A 17,162-nucleotide genomic window follows, 5' to 3' on the forward strand; every position below is an offset into this window, starting at 1 on the left:
ATGATGCTGTCAAATTCTCCAATATTAAGCCTGTCGATCTGGTTGCCAATCGCTTTCGGTGTGGCCGTGTTAGCACTTGGTCGAGATAAAAACCCCGGGTTGGTTCGTCTCATTTCTTTAGTGGGTTCTCTTTTTAGTTTTGCAGTCACTATTCCACTTGTTCAGGGGTTTAATAATGCGGCCCATGGCATGCAGTTTGTTGAACGATTGACTTGGATTGAGCGTTTCAATGCATTTTATGCTTTGGGAGTCGATGGTATTTCCATGTGGTTGGTACCTTTAACCGCATTTATTACTGTTATCGTCGTCATCGCAGCGTGGGAAGTCATTGAGAAAAATGTGGCCCAGTATATGGGAGCTTTTCTCATTCTTTCAGGTCTCATGATAGGCGTTTTCTGCGCGACAGATGGCTTGTTATTTTATGTGTTCTTCGAAGCGACTCTGATCCCAATGTACATCATCGTTGGTATTTGGGGTGGGCCAAATAGGGTGTACGCTGCATTTAAATTCTTCTTGTACACCTTACTTGGATCTCTGCTGACCTTGGTTGCGATTATTTACCTGTACTTCAAGTCTAACGGATCTTTTGATATTCAAGTGTGGCATCAATTGCCGCTGTCTTTGCATGCGCAAATCCTGCTTTTCGTGGCCTTCTTGATGGCTTTTGCGGTTAAAGTGCCGATGTGGCCAGTTCATACTTGGTTGCCTGATGCTCACGTTGAGGCTCCGACTGGAGGTTCGGTCGTATTGGCTGCAATCATGTTGAAACTTGGAGCGTATGGATTTTTGCGATTCTCATTACCTATCGCACCTGATGCAAGTCATTATTTGGCGAGCATGATGATTACCTTGTCACTGATTGCTGTGATTTATATCGGTCTCGTTGCGTTGGTGCAAAAGGATATGAAAAAGCTAGTCGCATATTCATCGATTGCACACATGGGTTTTGTGACCTTAGGCTTTTTTATGTTTAACGAACTCGCCGTGCAAGGCGCGATTGTTCAGATGATTTCTCATGGCTTTATATCCGCGGCAATGTTTTTGTGCATTGGCGTGTTGTATGACCGAGTTCATTCACGAGAAATCGCTGATTATGGTGGCGTAGTTAATACCATGCCGAAATTTGCCGCCTTGTTTGTCTTGTTCTCGATGGCCAACTGCGGCCTACCAGCGACCTCTGGTTTTGTTGGTGAGTTCATGGTGATTATTGGGGCAGTGAAGTTCAATTTTTGGATTGGCATGTTAGCTGCTACGGCACTGATTTTTGGTGCTGCCTATTCCTTGTGGATGGTGAAACGGGTGGTATTTGGCGCAATTACGCATGATCACGTAGCAAAATTAGTGGACTTGAATAAGCGTGAGTTTTTCATGTTGGGTGTGTTGGCGATTGCTGTCATCGCGATGGGCTTGTATCCAGCGCCTTTCACAGACGCGATGCAAGTATCGGTCGCTGATTTATTGAAGCATGTAGCAACGACAAAAATCGCTCCATAGTAGTCATTAGAATTTAGAAATCGATAATATGAACCTGATTCCACCATCACTTTATCCAGAAGTATTTTTACTGCTATCGATCTGTGCGATCTTGCTGATCGACATGTTTCTTAGTGACGACAAGCGGAATGTAACCTATGCGTTGAGCTTATTGTCGCTTGGTGTATGTGGCGTTTTGACGATGAATGCGACAAGTGGCACCTCGGTGTATTTGAGCAACAACATGTTTGTCTCAGATGCCATGTCGAATCTGTTGAAAATGTTCAGTTATATTGCCGTGGGTGTGACGTTTATTTACGGGCGTCAATACGCCACTGATCGTGGTATGACAAAAGGGATGCTGGGTGGCGAGTTTTACACACTTGCTTTGTTTGCCCTTTTGGGACAAATGATCATGATTTCTGGAAATAATCTGTTGATCATTTATCTCGGTCTTGAGTTAATGTCTTTGGCGTTGTACGCCTTGGTCGCATTGCGTCGCGATCACACAGAGTCGACTGAAGCGGCGATGAAGTACTTTGTATTGGGTGCTTTGGCATCGGGCTTTTTGTTGTATGGAATTTCCATGCTTTACGGTGCTACCGGCACATTGAATTTAAATGAAATGGCAAGAATTGCCGCGTTAGCTACTGCAAATAAAACGATCTTAGTATTTGGTATCGTATTCTTAGTCGCTGGCCTTGCATTCAAATTAGGGGTTGTTCCATTTCATATGTGGGTACCTGACGTATATCAAGGTTCACCAACGGTCGTTACTTTGCTATTGGGTGGTGCACCAAAGTTGGCGGCTTTCGCAATTACGTTCCGCTTGTTGGTGGAAGGTTTGTTTCCGCAGGTATTGGATTGGCAGCAAATGCTGATGGTGTTGGCGGTAATGTCGATGGCGATCGGCAATATTACCGCAATCGCTCAAACAAACCTGAAGCGTATGTTGGCCTACTCGACGATTTCACAGATGGGCTTCATGTTGCTTGGTTTTATCTCTGGCGTTTCGAACGGCAACGTAAATTTGGCTGGCGAAGCGTATAGTGCGTCGATGTTTTACGCGATTACTTATGTGATGACCACACTTGGGTCTTTTGGTGTGATCCTGTTGTTATCGCGCGCCGGCTTTGAAGCCGAGAATATTGCCGATTTGAAGGGATTGAACAAACGTAGTAAGTGGTTTGCATTCATCATGTTGTTGTTGATGTTCTCATTGGCAGGTATTCCACCATTGATGGGCTTTTATGCCAAATTATCAGTATTGACGTCGGTAGTTGCGACGGGTCAAGTTTGGCTAGCAGTTGCCGCTGTTTTGTTCTCTTTAATTGGCGCGTTCTACTATTTGCGTATTGTTAAGGTGATGTATTTTGATGAGCCAGTAGACAGTTCGCCGATTGTGGCGCATGCCGACCTAAAATTAGTCCTCAGTGTCAATGGTTTAGCGGTTCTTGTGCTAGGTATCGTTCCAGATACATTGCTGCAGAGTTGCATAGCGGCGATCAGAAGTACGATAGCGTCTTGATCCAGGCATTTCAACAGAAAGAAGTGTTTTGAATACATCACTTTTAAGTTGGTTCGTGATTGTCATAGCGCTTTTGGCCGCTAGCCTTCCATTCTTTACTGAACGCCTTTTCGGTTTGATCACCATAAAATTCAGAAAGACAGTATGGCTACGGCTGTTTGAACTAGTTGTCTTATATTTTTTGGTTGGTTTACTAGGAACGTTTCTTGAGGCTCAAGCTGGAAATCGTTTTGAGCAGCGTTGGGAATTTTTTGCAATTACAGCATGTCTTTTTGTTGTGTTTGCCTTTCCCGGATTTGTTTATTGTTATCTGCGCAAGCAAAGTTTTGAATAGCCTTAGTCTATGAACATCCTTGATCTCAGTCCAGATCAAAACCCCCAATTGGCAGAGATAAAGGTGGATAGCCATCGGGCTTATCACGGCAGTTTTTTACAGGTTGAAAAAGATACAGTCAAACTACCTGATGGTAATTTGGTGACGCGCGAATATATAAAACATCCTGGCGCGGTGGTCATCCTTCCCTTATTTGATGATGGATCGGTATTGATGGAGCGTCAGTTTCGCTATCCATTAAACCAAGTATTTCTTGAGTTTCCAGCTGGCAAAATAGACCCAAATGAAGATTCACTAGTTTGTGCGAAACGTGAGCTAAAAGAGGAAACTGGCTATACAGCTGACCATTGGGAATTCGTTTGCACAATTCATAACGCTATTGCGTATGCAGATGAGCATTTAGATATTTACCTAGCACGTGGTCTCGTTGCTGGTGATGCGAAACTGGATGACGAAGAATTTTTGGAAACTTTTACAGCGCCGGTTTCAGATGTGTTGGCATGGGTAAGGGCGGGCAAGATTACCGACGTCAAGACTGTGATAGGCGCATTTTGGCTGGACAAGATTCTTAAACAAGAATGGCAGCTTTAGTCGCTTAATTCAGTTTAGTTGCTAAGGCGCCTGAGCTTTGCAAAATAGTCGTTTTTCTTCCTAGTACTCCCTTTTCTCCTTGGATTTTTCTCGAGTGTCGATTCGGCCTTAAGTGGCATCATATCAGTCGCAACATCGGCGATTTTCTCATTGAGTGTTTGTTCTTCATTTTTTTCTGCGCTTGTTTTTTCGTTGGCTCAGGTTCCCCGCTTATGCCTGATATATTCGAAAGTGTCCTCTAAAAAAGGTAAAATGGTGGCGGTAAATATTTGAGGGAGCATTATGAGAGAAGTAATACGTGGGAGTGTGACACCTGACCAGTTATTCGAAAATAATCGTAGCTGGGCTGCGGAAATACTCAGCCGCGATGCGCAATTTTTTGAGAAATTGGCAGTACAACAAAGTCCCGAATATTTGTGGATTGGATGTGCGGATAGTCGAGTGCCAGCAAATGAGTTACTTGGATTGTTGCCCGGCGAATTATTCGTTCATCGCAACATCGCTAATTTGGTTGTGCATTCCGATCTGAATTGCCTTTCTGTACTTCAATTCGCAGTCGATGTGCTCAAAGTTAAGCATGTGATTGTGTGCGGTCATTATGGGTGTGGTGGCGTGCATGCCGCATTGACCGGACGACGAGTTGGATTGGCGGATAATTGGCTGCGTCACGTACAAGATGTGCATCAAAAGCATGAAAAGTATTTAGGTGATGTTTTACCTGAAAGAGAGCGTGTGGATCGCCTTTGCGAGTTGAATGTAATCGAACAGGTTGTGAATGTCTGTCAAACCACGATCATCCAAGATGCGTGGGAACGCGGGCAATCAGTTGAGATCCATGGTTGGGTATATGGAATTCAGGATGGACTGCTCAACGAATTAGGGATGTCGATTAATTCTCCTGAGAAGTTGGCTCCGCATTTGGAGCGGAGTTTAGCGCGATATAGAGACTGAAGCATTTGCGCATTCTGTAATTGTAAAATCCTTTTACTTTTCAAAAAAAATTGAAGACGGCATGGCGGATGTGCGATGCCGTTTTTTTTCGATCCTAATTCCGATATAAACGATAAAAATGGATTCAAAAGTTCGTCTGAATGGTCTCGATACTCTGCGCTCATGCGCAATTCTGTTGGTCCTTATGTATCACTACATGGTATTTGTCAGCCATGAGCCTAGCTTTGGTTTTCTGAGTGAAATCGGTTGGGTTGGGGTCGATTTGTTTTTTGTCTTGAGTGGCTATTTGATCGGTAATCAAATATTTGCAGGTCTAAAAAGTGAGCAGGGGTTTTCGCTTAAAACCTTTTATATCCGCCGTGCATTGCGAACTTTGCCGAATTTCTATGTGGTGCTGGCGATCTATTTTCTGTTTCCGGTCGAAGCAGGAGGTAACGCAGTAACGCCACTGTGGAAGTTTCTCACCTTCACACAAAATTTTGATTTAAAACCCGGCTCGGCATTTTCGCATGCGTGGTCGCTGAGTATCGAAGAGCAGTTTTATGTCGCCTTGCCTTTAATCGCGATCGCTACGATTGCGACCTTAAAATCGGTTCGTGCTATGTGGGTAGTGTTGTTGTTAGCGATGGCCGCGGCTGCAGGCATGCGTTATTGGATGTGGCAGCAAGTTGGTGACGACTATATCCAGTACTACGTCCACATTTACTATTCAACTTGGTGTCGTTTTGATGAGTTGCTACCCGGCGTGGCATTGGCTTTGTTGAAGAATTTTCATTCGCCGATTTGGACCCGCTCACTCAAGTACGGTCACCATAGTTTCATCGCGGGCGTGGTAACGACTGCGCTGGCGATGGTGTTGTTCACTAACTTTAGTTTTGTCGAAGGGCAGGGCTTTTTGTGGTTCACCACGACCTTTGGCTATAGCATTTTAGCTTGTGGATTTGCTCTACTGACTTTGGCGGGTTTAAGTCCCAATTCTTATCTATATCGTTTACGCATCCCCGGCGCATCTGTTTTAGCGCTGTGGTCGTATGCACTGTATCTGGTGCATAAACCGCTAATGAATGCTTTGCTACGTCCATTTCAAGCTTGGGATATTTCGGTGAAATCAGCGCTGGGAATTGCTGCGATGTTTGCACTGAGTTTGTTAGCAGCGTATGTATTGTATCGATTGGTCGAGACACCGTTCATGCGCTTACGAGATCGTTATTTTCCGTATAAGGGATAAAAAATTGTCCGGTATGAGTACTAGTGCAGCTTGACCCGCATTTCTTAAGGCGACCCTGATAGCGATCTGGAATACTAGGAGCTTCAATTTCCTTCCGCTCTAACTATGTCTTACAGCGTTGTTTGGTTCAAACGCGATTTGCGCTTGCATGATCATGCTGCTTTGTCTGAGGCGGCATCACGTGGCCCGATTCTTTGCTTATATGTTGTCGAGCCAGCGTTGTGGCAGCAAGCGGATGCAGCACGCCAGCATTTTGAGTTCATCCTAGAGAGTTTGCGTGATCTCTATGTGGAATTGAAACAGCACGGCGGTCGTTTGCATGTCGTCACTGGCGATATGCTGGAAGTGTTACAGGCTTTGCATGAGCGCGCGCCTTTTCACAGTTTATATGCGCATGAAGAAACGGGTAATGCTTGGACTTATCAACGTGATTTGGCGGTTGGACGCTGGTGTCGTACCCAACAAATTAATTGGTTAGAATTCCGACAATTTGGCGTGGTGCGGCGTTTGGCTGATCGTGATCATTGGAAGGCGAGTTGGGACGCTCACGTTGAGCAAAATTGCTTGCCTGTACCGGCACAATTGCAGTTCGTGGATATGCCGTGGCAAGATGCGTTGCCGCCTTCTGCTGATCGACTTCATTTGCACCAAGCTGATACGCCACGTCGGCAGCGCGGTGGGCGTCAAGTTGGTCTTGCTGTATTGTCGTCTTTCTTACTTGAACGCTGTGCCTATTATCGTGGTGGAATTTCTTCCCCCTTATCAGCGCCAGATGCTTGTTCTAGGCTTTCACCTTATTTGACGTTTGGCTGTTTAAGCTTGCGCGAAGTCGTGCATGCGACGGTACAGCGTATGGAACAACCGCATGAGGATGCGGTCATGTCGCAGCATCCATCCGCGGGACGGATGAAGCAGGGCTTAAATGCTTTTATCAGTCGGCTGTACTGGCATTGCCACTTCATTCAAAAATTGGAATCAGAACCCGAGATTGAATATCAAAATATGCATCGCGGTTACGATGGCTTGCGTGAGCAGGATTGGAATGAGGTCCATTTTCAGGCATTGATACAAGGTCGTACAGGCTGGCCTATGGTGGATGCCTGTATCGCCATGTTGCGTGAGACTGGCTGGATTAATTTTCGTATGCGCGCCATGTTGGTCTCCGTCGCATCCTATCCGTTGTGGTTAGATTGGCGGCGCGTTGGTACTTGGTTGGCGACGCAATTTATCGACTATGAGCCGGGTATACATTGGAGCCAAATGCAAATGCAAGCGGGTACTACAGGCATCAATGTGCCACGCGTATATAACCCAATTAAACAAGCGCATGATCATGATCCGAAAGGCATCTTTGTGCGACGTTGGTTGCCGGCGATGCGTAAAGTACCTGATTTGTTTTTGTTTGAACCTTGGACCATGCCAGCAGATGTGCAAGCGGCCTATGGCGTAGAAGTAGGGCACGATATTCCAGTTCCTGTTGTCGATCTTGAAGTCGCCACACGTGAAGCGAAGGCAAAACTATTTGCTGTGCGAGGTCAAGCAGAAGTGAAGGCAGCGAAGTCAGCGGTAGTCAAGAAACACGGATCACGTAATACACGTAGTGCACCTAAGTCACGCAGTACAGGCAGTACAAAGCGCGTAGGAAAATCGACTAAGCGAGTGAAGCAGCAAGACGCCAGTTCGACCAGCAATATCGAGCAAGCGCCGCAGATGGGCTTTGATTTCTAAATTTTCATGTTGAAAATCGGGTTCCAAGAAATTTGGTTCAAAAATCCCGATTCTTCTGATCACGCGATTTAAATCGCATTACCTCGTCGCTGCGCAAAGCTTGGTGTTTTGTTTTACGACCAGTCACCCGGCTACGCCACATTTTGAAGCTCGATGCTTTCATCGACTGACGCATTAGTCGAATCACTGCACTTTCGTTCAAGCCGAATTGACGTTGGATGGCGTCGAAAGTAGTGCGATCTTCCCACGCCATTTGTATCACTCTATCGATGGTAGCTTGATCGACGGTAGCGTTATTCATAGCCGCTTGATCAATTGTTGGCATCATGGTTTAGGCTTTCTTTGCCCATGCCATGCACCAGCCTTTTGCTGAGACTTGCTTGTTACCTAAGGCGGCACAATTTGCCCATGCGTCTGTTGCTTTGCCTTGATACAGCATGCAGTTGACGCAGTTCTTTCCAGCGGCATACGCAGGAAATTTTTTCGTGTCCACTTTGCTTGCGTCATGTTTGTAGCCAAGAGCAACTGAACCGGGCGCTGCTTCATCGACGCGATTTGCTTGAGCATTGACCTTGAGTGCGGCTCCCAAACCTAAGGCAGCAGGAACTGCTTGAATTAAAAATTGACGACGTGATTTCATCATGAATTCCTTTATAGATAATGTCATTAATTGATTTGATTCTCGGTACTGCTTAGTTGATCAAACTTAGCGATCAAATTTTTCGCCAACTGGCTTGCGCCAAAGCGGTCGAAACTTTAGAAAGACGTGGTACAAATTATCTAACAAAGTAATTACCCAACGCCTTTCGAGTAAGGGCGTGATCCAGCCTAGGGTAGGTAATTGTCGCCACATCACAATAAATGCAGCCGCTCCTGATACAAGTTGTCCCGTTTCATCACGTGCGTGCAACTTGTTGAGTGCTTGTTGTCGATTGAGTTGTGTTCCTAGCTCGATTTCTTCGCAGCGGCTTGCATCTATCCATTCAATTTTGTCAGCGCCTCGCCATGTTTGGTAGGTGGCGATTTCTTTCGCACACAAGGGACATGCACCATCGAAATAAACGGTGCAAATTGGTTTTGCTGCTTGTTTTTCGTGGTGCGTATTCATTTGTGTTGGCGCGTTTTTCATTGCTGTCATTGTTGTCGCTGCTACGTTGCGTGAGATTTTTAATAATGAATTATTGGCTCATCCTGTTTGGTATAGAGTAGTCCAAAACGTAAATGGTGTCCAATAAGTGAACCGTTAAAACTTGTGTTATGATGGTTTTATTCGGTTCAATATCGGTTCTTTTCCGGTATTTTGTCATTTTCTTGAAATACTTCTTTTACGATCAATTTGCTAAAAAAGTGGGTGAACTATGAATAATCAAACAGTAAAGTCGGCCGCCAATGAGGCGAATGCCACTTATCGCAGTGGTGCTGCGGCACGTTTATCAGGTGTTCCTGTGGAGACCTTGCGGGTGTGGGAGCGGCGCTATGGCGTGACAGACCCAAGTCGCTCAGAACGTGGTCAACGGCAGTATTCATTTGAGGATGTGCGGCGTTTGGGTCTGATCAAGCAATTGGTTGATGCCGGCAATTCGATTGGTGCGGTGGCGCATCTTGATTTGCAACAGTTACTGGCGATGTTAAGCGCGGTGGCAAATTTGCCTGCGGCACAGTCGCAAGTTCAACTCAGTAATGGCATGTTGAGAATTGCGTTGGTCGGCGTGATGTTGCGCCAATCTTTGATTAATCTAGATCCAGAACAAAGTAAATTGAGCTTAGTACAAACTGCCTTCAATCTGAAGCAGGCACCGATGCAGTTGAAGGATGTCAAAGTCGATGTGATGGTGGTTGAGCAAGGTGAGTTGACCGCACCAGAAGAACAAATTCCACTCTTAGGATTGGCTCAACAAACTTGTCAGGCGACAGCGGTACTTATTCTGTATCGATTTGCATCGAGCGACGCAATTCGTCAATTACGACTTGCGGGTTTTCATGTTGCCCGCATTCCTTCAGATATGCTGGAAATAGATCATCTATGCCGCGTCGCGATGGCGCGCGCACTCACGCTTGTGGAGCAGCAAGGGCGTATGGGACGCGTGAAGAAAAATGGTGCTCGACCTGCCGATGCAGCGCGAAATAAGAAAAGCAATGTAATTCCAGCACGTTTGCTCGATGATGAACATCTAACGCACATCGCCAAATTTGCTACAAGTATTCATTGCGAATGTCCACGTCATTTAGTCGATTTGCTGCAAATGCTGACCAGTTTTGAACGCTACAGCGCGCAATGTGAGAACCGTAATGAAGACGACGCTAGCCTACACCGTGACTTGCATTACACCGCGGCGCATGCTCGTTCTGCACTGGAGCAAGCCTTAGTGCGTGTAGCGCAGGCAGAAGGTATTCAGTATTGAAATTGAATATTCTCGAGAAAGCGCCCCATGAAAATGCGTAAAAAATCGGATTTGCCAAGCAAGCTATGTGAAGTCTGTGGTTTATCTTTTGCTTGGCGTAAGAAGTGGGAGAAAGACTGGGCTTCAGTCAAATATTGTTCTGAGCGTTGTCGTCGAGCACGGTCTAGCGCATCGGTGAAAAATTCGATGGTTGTTCTCGCAATTGGCTCGGTAAAGCACATATGAAAAAACTAGTTGTTTATTGGTTTCGAAATGATCTTCGGGTTGAGGATAATCCGGCGTTGAATGCTGCTTGTGCATACGCGCAGCACACTGGAGCACAATTGCTTCCGCTGTTTTGTCACACCTCTGCGCAAGGCACTTTGCATGTCGAACAAACGCAGTGGGGTTTTGCGCGTTTATCGGCTCATCGTCGATATTTTTTGCGCGATAGTTTGTTAGATTTACGCGAGCAGTTGCAGCAGTTTGGATTTGAATTAATTGAATTCGATGGTGAGCTGAGTAAGCAATCTGTATTTTGGGCGGCGCTAGCGCAAACCTATACGCTTCAGACCATCTTTTGCGAAGATATCGCGGCACCAGAAGAGCGTGCGCAGGTAGATGCTGTGCGGGCATTGCAGATCGATGTGCGAGCGGTATGGCAATCGACGATGTACGATCCGACATCGTTCGATTTCGACATAGCGCAGATGCCAGATCAGTTCACGACATTTCGACACAAGATAGAACACGCGGCATATCCGATACGTCAAGTAGTGTCATGTGCACTCTCTGCATCGTTCGCATTGCGTGACGCCACATTAGAAAAGTTTTCTGTGCATTTGAGTAAGCAAAGCCAGTGCGAGCTTGACGCCCTTGATGATGTTGATACTCAAGTTATGCGCGATATTGACGATGTGCGCAGTTCGTTCCCCTATTGCTTGCCCGAGTTTCGCGGCGGCAGTCGTGCTGCACATGCGCATCTAAAAAACTACTTCTCTTCTGAGTTGCCACATTCTTATAAACAAACACGTAATCAACTACAGGGTACGCGCTTTTCGACCAAGTTCTCGCCATGGCTGGCGAGTGGCGCGCTTTCGGCACCGCAAGTGATGGCTGCATTGCGCGAGTTTGAGGCGGAAAAAGGACAAAGCGACAGCAGTTACTGGATTTGGTTTGAATTACTGTGGCGTGATTATTTTCGCTTTTTACATTGCAAGTACGGCGTGCGGCTGTATCGTGCCAGCGGTTTATCAAAACTCCCGGTCGATTTGCCTGCTTTTGATGTGCAAAAATTTCAAGCGTGGACGCAATCGACGACGGGTGAGTCTTTGATTGATGCCGCGATGCGTGAGCTGATCAGTACTGGATATTTATCGAATCGCCTGCGTCAGCAAGTGATCAGTTATTGGCTACATGAGTTAGGTGGTGATTGGCGCGTAGCTGCTGCTTGGCTTGAATCGCAATTGCTTGATTACGATGTGTACAGCAACCAAGGAAATTGCTTGTACTTGGCGGGTTTAGGAACCGATCCTCGTGGCTATTTAGGCGGACGTTGGTTTGATCCACAGAAGCAAGCAAAACAGCATGATGCGGATGGAAGCTATCGCGCACTTTGGAACACACGGTAAACAAAACCATGAACAACAATCAGCAACCCGCGCACACCTTGCGCCTGATCTTAGGCGATCAGTTAAATTCACAACATAGTTGGTTTTCGCATCAGCAAGACGATGTGTTGTACGTGATGATGGAGGTGCGCCAAGAGACAGATTATGTGCTGCATCATGCGCAAAAAATCATCGCGATCTTTGCTGGCATGCGCGAGTTTGCGCGCCGTTTGCAGTTGGCAGGACATCGTGTGCATTACTTGACTATAGATGATCCAGACAATCTACATGCGATTACTGCCAATATTGAGAAACTGGCACAAATGGTGCAAGCGCAAGAATTTCAATATCAAGCACCTGATGAATATCGCTTAGATCAGCAATTACAAGTATTTGCGCAAACCACGGCCTTGCGTTGCTATATGTTTGATAGCGAACATTTTCTAACGCAAAGAGAAGAGGCGGGCAAGATTTTTGAAGGCCGCAAGAAATGGTTGATGGAACATTTCTATCGACAAATGCGCGTCAAATATCAAGTGCTGATGACGGGGCAAGATCCTATCGGTGGTGCTTGGAATTTTGATCACGATAATCGTAAAGCATGGCCAGGATTGCCGTGGGAGCCAGAAGATTTTCGGCCTCGCCACGATCACAGTACCTTGTGGGCGACGATACAAAATGCAGGTGTGAAAAGTTTTGGTGAGCCGAACGCCAGCGAATTTGCATGGCCTTTACACCGCGACGAAGCCTTGACGCAATTGCAGGCTTTCGTGCGCTTGGCATTGCCGCATTTTGGTGATTTTCAAGATGCAATGAGTAGCAAGGCATGGCGTTTATTTCACTCGCTGTTGTCGTTCGCATTAAACGTCAAGATGCTAAGCCCGCGCGAGGTGATTGCTGCGGTAGAAGCCGCGTACTCACGTGGCGAAGTATCGATTGCCGCTGCCGAGGGATACATTCGACAAATTCTCGGTTGGCGTGAATATGTGCGTGGCGTGTATTGGCATTTTATGCCCGATTATGCGCAAGAAAATGTGTTTGATCATCAAGCGGAATTGCCGACGTGGTTTTGGACTGGCAAGACCAAGATGCGCTGTCTATCGCTTGCGATTGGACAATCTTTGCAACAAGCGCATGCACATCATATTCAACGCTTAATGGTGATTGGCAATTTTTCGCTGTTAGCTGGTTTGCATCCACAGCGTGTTCACGAATGGTATCTCGGTGTGTATATCGATGCGTTTGAATGGGTGGAACTGCCGAATACTTTGGGCATGAGTCAATACGCTGATGGCGGTGTGTTAGCGACTAAGCCTTATGTGTCGAGCGCTGCTTATATTGATCGCATGAGCGATTATTGCAAGGGTTGTCAGTACGATAAAAAGCAGCGCACCACCGAAAATGCTTGTCCGTTCAATGCGCTGTATTGGGACTTCTTTGCGCGGAATGAGGAAAAGTTATCCTCCAATCCTCGGATTGGTATGGTCTATCCACAATTAAGAAAGATGCAGCCTGACATTCGAATAGAGCTTGCACAAAGAGCGCAATTTTTACGCGCCAATCTAGATAAGTTGTGAGTCACGTATGAAAGTGTCGGGGAAGCAAGGGACTTCAAAGCCAAGTCAATCAAATCGAGTCCATCCAAAGAAACTTCTTTTGAGTAAATGGACAGCAGTAGAGATTCATGCAAAGCAGAAGCATTTTTTTGTGTGCCGAGTGATACAGCCAGAGGATGTCAGTGAACCGATTACGGAGGTTGAAATTGAAGCGGTTTATTCAGGCTTTAAAAAGGTAATTTTATGGCGTGAATTGCAGGATATCTCGCTTTGGAAACAAGGTTGGAATTGAAAACGTCATTGATCAACTGAAGTGAAGAGCATGTGAGGTGATATTTTTATGCCTACAAAATTGTGGACAGTTCGATCAATGTGTATAAAACAGTTTAGTTTAAATCAGTTCAATATTGGAGTAGGTGCAGCTCATGGATTTATTATCTTTCCCGGACGATTTCCGCGTTTGTGTTATCGGAGCTAGCGGCGCAATTGGCAATGCTTTCGTCGAAGCATTCCAACAAAATCCTCGCTGTGCAAAGATTGTTGCCTTACATAGAAATTCCGTCCCAGCAATTGAACTGTGTGATGAACGCAGTATCGAACTAGCCGCAGAACAAATTCAATCGCTAGGTCCTTTTCATCTGATCATTCATGCAGCAGGGATGCTGCATCAGTCGGATAGGATGCCCGAAAAGAAATTAGGGGACATTAATATGGAGCAACTGCACAAGACCTTCATGGTGAATACATTTGGACCGGCGATCGTCATACGTCATTTTTCTAAAATGCTGGACCGGGAGCGAGGAGTATTTGCGTTGATGTCTGCGAAGGTTGGGAGTATTGAAGATAATCGCTTAGGTGGATGGTATAGTTATCGTGCTTCCAAAGCGGCTTTGAATATGCTCATCAAGACTGCTGCAATAGAAATTCAACGCAAGCAGGGGAATGCGGTAATGGTTGCCATGCATCCGGGGACTGTTTGTTCAGCACTTTCGCAACCCTTTCGGGGCGCTGAAATCGGACGACCAGCGAGACAAGCGGTAACAGAAATGTTGGGGGTGATCGATCGCCTAAAGAATCAAGATAGTGGCTGTTTTTTTAGTTATGATGGCCAACAATTACCATGGTGAGCTAGTAAGAATTTGAAAAAATGTTTTGAAATTTTAAAGAGAATAAAGGTTGGACATGACCGTCGACTCAGAGCATGGTGCGCCGCGTAAGAGTTTCTTATTAGGCATAGGCGCGCAAAAGGCTGGCACTTCTTGGCTGCATCGGTACTTGAACAGTCATCCGCAAGTAAATATGGGATTCGTGAAGGAATATCATATTTTTGACGCGTTGACGATTGATGAAGCTTACTTGAAAGAGCGATATTTGGTCGCTCGCTTGCGTCAAGGTGAACAAGTCAGTGCGACACCGATCGATAAAACGATTGCATTGTTCTTGACCAATACGCAGCATTATTTTGATTACTTTAGTCATCTCCTCAACTCAAATAAAACTTGTTTGCTAACTGGCGACATTACACCTTCGTATTCAGGATTGTCTGCTTCGACGATGGCGAAGATTCGCGCTGAGATATTAGCGAGAGGCTTAGATATGAAGGTCGTTTTCATCATGCGTGATCCCGTCGAACGTTGTATTTCTGCGATGCGGATGGGGTTGCGGAATCGAGGCCTACATCCAAGTCTCGAGCAGGAAGAACACGCTTTACGAAATTTGTACGCAAGTCGTCCCTATCTTATGCGTACAAATTATCATGCGACGATCGCTAACTTGGAAGAAGTCTTCCCGCCAAACGAGATCCACTATGCGTTCTATGAACATTTATTTAATGACCAAAGTATGCAAAAGTTGACGCAATTTTTAGGCATCAACGACGAACCCGCCGATTTCGAAAAGACATTCAATGTATCAAGAACCAGCAATCAAATAGGTACCCATCTCCAACGCGAGGTTGCGCTACACTATACGGACGTCTACCACTCTCTTGCTTCGCGTTTTGGCGAACAAAACTTACCGATGAATTGGCAGCGGCAGATGTCGACGCTTAGAACAGGCGTGGATTAGTCTTCAAAATTTGCTAACTGTTGACGCTGGCGATTCACCACCAAACGTGTGACATCCGGCCGAGAATAATGTCCAGCGACATCAAAATTCTGCCGCTCGCGTCGTACTTGATTTCTATCCAAAGTCGCAATCAATAAACACTCTTGATCAATCACGGGTTCGACAACCCAGCTACCATCCGGCGCAGCAATACACGAACCACCATTCGCCAAGATCTCAGGGCAACGCGCCAAAATCAGATCCAGATGCGGAGTATCCGCCGGAAAATCCTGCTTGCGCATCAAGCCAGATACGGCAATGCTAAAACTACGGCCTTCCTTCGCAATAAAGCGCGTCAAGTCTTCGGTATTGCGCAAATTGCCAGGCCAAATCCCCACATGCAAATCTTCCCCTTGTGCATACAAAGCGGCACGCGATAGAGGCATCCAGTTTTCCCAACAATTCAAACCACCTATAGTAAAACCATCTAGCGCATGGGTACGCAAACCATGTCCATCACCCGCCGCCCACGTCAGACGCTCTTCGTAAGTCGGCATCAATTTTCTATGCACCGAACCAATCACACCATCAGCGCCGATATACACGCAAGAGCAATACACGCTGTAACCTGTGCGATCTTTCGGACGCTCCAAACAACCGAGCATGATCGCGATCTGATACTGTTTCGCCGCAGCACAAAATGCATCAAGATCACCCGCCTCAATATCCACACCTTGCTGCACATAATGCGCATGCAAATCCTTTTGCACCTCATCATTAAAACGCGCACCATCGGTCAGATCTAACCAAAACGGATAACCGGGTAATAAAGTCTCACCAAAACAAACCAAGCGCGCCCCTTGCTGCGCGGCTTGCTGCACGTAATCAAGCATCTTCGCGGTGGTGGCGATGCGATTCAACCAAACGGGGGCGATTTGGGCTAGGGCGACGGTGATTTTGTCTTGGTGATTGGTGATCATGAGAATGTTTGTGAGATAGCGTGGAAGGAGAATGTTGAATAGTGAAAATCTAAGTTTTAATTTAATCTTGATAGCCAGCTTCGCGGTGATGTCGAATTGCCAGAACAAGAATCACATCATCGATTTCTTCAAAACTGTATAGCCCAACATAGCCAGTATTGCCGCGTGAAATAACTAACTCGCGTAATTCATTTTTGACAGGGCGACCAATCAGCGGATGATGTTCAAGTAGCGAAATAGCTTCTTGAATTAAATCGACGGTTTGTAAAGCGACGTTCGGATCATCGTCGAATAAAAAATCGACAAGTCGTTCGAGATCATCAAGCGCCCGTTGTGAGTAAATTATACGCGCCATGGTCTGGCAGTGAGTTTTGTAGGTGCGACAGTTTTTTTCTCACTCGCTGCGTCCATTTTTGCCCTAATGCGGTCACGCAAGTGCTGATGCACCTCATCCGCCGCATAGCCCAATCCTGACTTCAAAGTTGCTGCACGTGCGGCCTCTGCATCATTGATCAATGCAGCTTGTTTTTCTGCCGCGAGCGTCGCTTTACGAATCGCTTCCACCATAAAGGCATGTGGCGTGACACCCAAATCCATCGCAGCAGCACTCGCTTTCTGCTTGAGTTCGTCGGGTAGTTTGAGTGATGTCGTGGACATAGCAAGCCTCGGTGCTTTGAAAAATAGTAGGTAACACTAAAGTAGCACCTTTTGTTTTTCTGTGCAATATAAAAGGCTGCTAGTGGGTATTGTTTTTTT

At 46.1% G+C, this 17,162-nt stretch carries 20 protein-coding genes; 14 read left to right on the top strand and 6 right to left on the bottom strand.

Going from position 1 to position 17,162, the window contains the following annotated elements:
• From KDM90_RS09370 to KDM90_RS09400, 7 genes are all read left to right on the top strand, one after another.
• Positions 1 to 1,494, top strand: a complete 1,494-nt coding sequence (locus tag KDM90_RS09370) for an NADH-quinone oxidoreductase subunit M (RefSeq protein ID WP_212675332.1) — start codon at positions 1 to 3, stop codon at positions 1,492 to 1,494.
• Between the two features lie 28 nt (positions 1,495 to 1,522).
• Positions 1,523 to 3,001, top strand: a complete 1,479-nt coding sequence (nuoN, locus tag KDM90_RS09375; protein WP_230409706.1) for an NADH-quinone oxidoreductase subunit NuoN — start codon at positions 1,523 to 1,525, stop codon at positions 2,999 to 3,001.
• A gap of 28 nt (positions 3,002 to 3,029) precedes the next feature.
• Entirely contained in the window at positions 3,030 to 3,335 is a 306-nt protein-coding gene (locus KDM90_RS09380) for a DUF2818 family protein (protein WP_212675333.1), read from the top strand.
• 9 nt (positions 3,336 to 3,344) lie between these two features.
• A complete protein-coding gene (locus KDM90_RS09385; RefSeq protein ID WP_212675334.1) occupies positions 3,345 to 3,926 on the top strand; it encodes an NUDIX domain-containing protein in 582 nt (193 codons plus the stop codon).
• A 282-nt stretch (positions 3,927 to 4,208) separates the two neighbouring features.
• On the top strand, positions 4,209 to 4,877 hold the full coding sequence (gene can, locus KDM90_RS09390) for a carbonate dehydratase (protein WP_212675335.1): 669 nt from the start codon (positions 4,209 to 4,211) through the stop codon (positions 4,875 to 4,877).
• A 118-nt stretch (positions 4,878 to 4,995) separates the two neighbouring features.
• A complete protein-coding gene (locus tag KDM90_RS09395) occupies positions 4,996 to 6,105 on the top strand; it encodes an acyltransferase family protein (RefSeq protein WP_212675336.1) in 1,110 nt (369 codons plus the stop codon).
• A 105-nt stretch (positions 6,106 to 6,210) separates the two neighbouring features.
• The gene (locus tag KDM90_RS09400; RefSeq protein ID WP_212675337.1) at positions 6,211 to 7,833 is read left to right on the top strand and encodes an FAD-binding domain-containing protein; all 1,623 of its coding nucleotides are present in this window, start codon (positions 6,211 to 6,213) and stop codon (positions 7,831 to 7,833) included.
• A gap of 37 nt (positions 7,834 to 7,870) precedes the next feature.
• On the opposite strand, the gene KDM90_RS09405 is transcribed toward KDM90_RS09400, so the two are convergent.
• From KDM90_RS09405 to KDM90_RS09415, 3 genes are all read right to left on the bottom strand, one after another.
• Positions 7,871 to 8,161 carry a TIGR03643 family protein gene (locus KDM90_RS09405; protein WP_268977739.1) on the bottom strand — a complete coding sequence of 97 codons (291 nt, stop codon included), beginning with the start codon at positions 8,159 to 8,161 and terminating at the stop codon, positions 7,871 to 7,873.
• Positions 8,162 to 8,164: 3 nt separating this feature from the next.
• Entirely contained in the window at positions 8,165 to 8,476 is a 312-nt protein-coding gene (locus tag KDM90_RS09410; protein WP_212675338.1) for a high-potential iron-sulfur protein, read from the bottom strand.
• Positions 8,477 to 8,539: 63 nt separating this feature from the next.
• Positions 8,540 to 8,971: a thiol-disulfide oxidoreductase DCC family protein gene (locus KDM90_RS09415; RefSeq protein ID WP_212675339.1), complete on the bottom strand. Its 432-nt coding sequence runs from the start codon at positions 8,969 to 8,971 to the stop codon at positions 8,540 to 8,542.
• A 220-nt stretch (positions 8,972 to 9,191) separates the two neighbouring features.
• Here KDM90_RS09415 and KDM90_RS09420 point away from each other — a divergent pair, with 220 nt between their 5' ends.
• From KDM90_RS09420 to KDM90_RS09450, 7 genes are all read left to right on the top strand, one after another.
• Positions 9,192 to 10,235, top strand: coding sequence for a MerR family transcriptional regulator (locus KDM90_RS09420; protein WP_212675340.1), 1,044 nt, complete (start codon positions 9,192 to 9,194; stop codon positions 10,233 to 10,235).
• 33 nt (positions 10,236 to 10,268) lie between these two features.
• Entirely contained in the window at positions 10,269 to 10,460 is a 192-nt protein-coding gene (locus KDM90_RS09425) for a DUF2256 domain-containing protein (RefSeq protein WP_369123430.1), read from the top strand.
• Positions 10,457 to 11,845 carry a DASH family cryptochrome gene (locus tag KDM90_RS09430; RefSeq protein ID WP_212675342.1) on the top strand — a complete coding sequence of 463 codons (1,389 nt, stop codon included), beginning with the start codon at positions 10,457 to 10,459 and terminating at the stop codon, positions 11,843 to 11,845. The genes KDM90_RS09425 and KDM90_RS09430 overlap by 4 nt, the downstream gene beginning before the upstream one ends.
• A gap of 8 nt (positions 11,846 to 11,853) precedes the next feature.
• On the top strand, positions 11,854 to 13,401 hold the full coding sequence (locus KDM90_RS09435) for a cryptochrome/photolyase family protein (RefSeq protein WP_212675343.1): 1,548 nt from the start codon (positions 11,854 to 11,856) through the stop codon (positions 13,399 to 13,401).
• Between the two features lie 79 nt (positions 13,402 to 13,480).
• Positions 13,481 to 13,672 carry a TIGR02450 family Trp-rich protein gene (locus KDM90_RS09440; protein ID WP_329605314.1) on the top strand — a complete coding sequence of 64 codons (192 nt, stop codon included), beginning with the start codon at positions 13,481 to 13,483 and terminating at the stop codon, positions 13,670 to 13,672.
• Positions 13,673 to 13,805: 133 nt separating this feature from the next.
• Entirely contained in the window at positions 13,806 to 14,507 is a 702-nt protein-coding gene (locus KDM90_RS09445) for an SDR family NAD(P)-dependent oxidoreductase (protein ID WP_212675345.1), read from the top strand.
• 55 nt (positions 14,508 to 14,562) lie between these two features.
• Positions 14,563 to 15,447 carry a sulfotransferase gene (locus KDM90_RS09450; protein WP_212675346.1) on the top strand — a complete coding sequence of 295 codons (885 nt, stop codon included), beginning with the start codon at positions 14,563 to 14,565 and terminating at the stop codon, positions 15,445 to 15,447.
• Here KDM90_RS09450 and KDM90_RS09455 read toward each other — a convergent pair.
• The 3 genes from KDM90_RS09455 to KDM90_RS09465 form a co-directional block, all read right to left on the bottom strand.
• Complete coding sequence (locus KDM90_RS09455) at positions 15,444 to 16,406, bottom strand: carbon-nitrogen hydrolase family protein (protein WP_212675347.1); 963 nt, start codon at positions 16,404 to 16,406, stop codon at positions 15,444 to 15,446. The genes KDM90_RS09450 and KDM90_RS09455 overlap by 4 nt on opposite strands.
• Before the next feature lie 61 nt (positions 16,407 to 16,467).
• Complete coding sequence (locus KDM90_RS09460; RefSeq protein WP_212675348.1) at positions 16,468 to 16,761, bottom strand: type II toxin-antitoxin system RelE/ParE family toxin; 294 nt, start codon at positions 16,759 to 16,761, stop codon at positions 16,468 to 16,470.
• Positions 16,749 to 17,063 (bottom strand): hypothetical protein, encoded by a 315-nt coding sequence (locus KDM90_RS09465; protein ID WP_212675349.1) that lies wholly within the window; start codon positions 17,061 to 17,063, stop codon positions 16,749 to 16,751. Before KDM90_RS09465 ends, KDM90_RS09460 begins: the two co-directional genes overlap by 13 nt.
• Positions 17,064 to 17,162 lie beyond the last annotated feature (99 nt).

The organism is Affinundibacterium fentianense, from assembly GCF_018139545.1.
GTDB lineage: Bacteria > Pseudomonadota > Gammaproteobacteria > Burkholderiales > Burkholderiaceae_D > Undibacterium > Undibacterium fentianense.

Coding starts and splice junctions, on each gene's coding strand:
- KDM90_RS09370 (WP_212675332.1), top strand. CDS start 1: ATGATGCTGTCAAATTCTCCAATATTAAGCCTGTCGATCTGGTTGCCA.
- nuoN (WP_230409706.1), top strand. CDS start 1,523: ATGAACCTGATTCCACCATCACTTTATCCAGAAGTATTTTTACTGCTA.
- KDM90_RS09385 (WP_212675334.1), top strand. CDS start 3,345: ATGAACATCCTTGATCTCAGTCCAGATCAAAACCCCCAATTGGCAGAG.
- can (WP_212675335.1), top strand. CDS start 4,209: ATGAGAGAAGTAATACGTGGGAGTGTGACACCTGACCAGTTATTCGAA.
- KDM90_RS09395 (WP_212675336.1), top strand. CDS start 4,996: ATGGATTCAAAAGTTCGTCTGAATGGTCTCGATACTCTGCGCTCATGC.
- KDM90_RS09400 (WP_212675337.1), top strand. CDS start 6,211: ATGTCTTACAGCGTTGTTTGGTTCAAACGCGATTTGCGCTTGCATGAT.
- KDM90_RS09405 (WP_268977739.1), bottom strand. CDS start 8,161: ATGATGCCAACAATTGATCAAGCGGCTATGAATAACGCTACCGTCGAT.
- KDM90_RS09410 (WP_212675338.1), bottom strand. CDS start 8,476: ATGATGAAATCACGTCGTCAATTTTTAATTCAAGCAGTTCCTGCTGCC.
- KDM90_RS09415 (WP_212675339.1), bottom strand. CDS start 8,971: ATGACAGCAATGAAAAACGCGCCAACACAAATGAATACGCACCACGAA.
- KDM90_RS09420 (WP_212675340.1), top strand. CDS start 9,192: ATGAATAATCAAACAGTAAAGTCGGCCGCCAATGAGGCGAATGCCACT.
- KDM90_RS09425 (WP_369123430.1), top strand. CDS start 10,269: ATGCGTAAAAAATCGGATTTGCCAAGCAAGCTATGTGAAGTCTGTGGT.
- KDM90_RS09430 (WP_212675342.1), top strand. CDS start 10,457: ATGAAAAAACTAGTTGTTTATTGGTTTCGAAATGATCTTCGGGTTGAG.
- KDM90_RS09435 (WP_212675343.1), top strand. CDS start 11,854: ATGAACAACAATCAGCAACCCGCGCACACCTTGCGCCTGATCTTAGGC.
- KDM90_RS09445 (WP_212675345.1), top strand. CDS start 13,806: ATGGATTTATTATCTTTCCCGGACGATTTCCGCGTTTGTGTTATCGGA.
- KDM90_RS09450 (WP_212675346.1), top strand. CDS start 14,563: ATGACCGTCGACTCAGAGCATGGTGCGCCGCGTAAGAGTTTCTTATTA.
- KDM90_RS09455 (WP_212675347.1), bottom strand. CDS start 16,406: ATGATCACCAATCACCAAGACAAAATCACCGTCGCCCTAGCCCAAATC.
- KDM90_RS09460 (WP_212675348.1), bottom strand. CDS start 16,761: ATGGCGCGTATAATTTACTCACAACGGGCGCTTGATGATCTCGAACGA.
- KDM90_RS09465 (WP_212675349.1), bottom strand. CDS start 17,063: ATGTCCACGACATCACTCAAACTACCCGACGAACTCAAGCAGAAAGCG.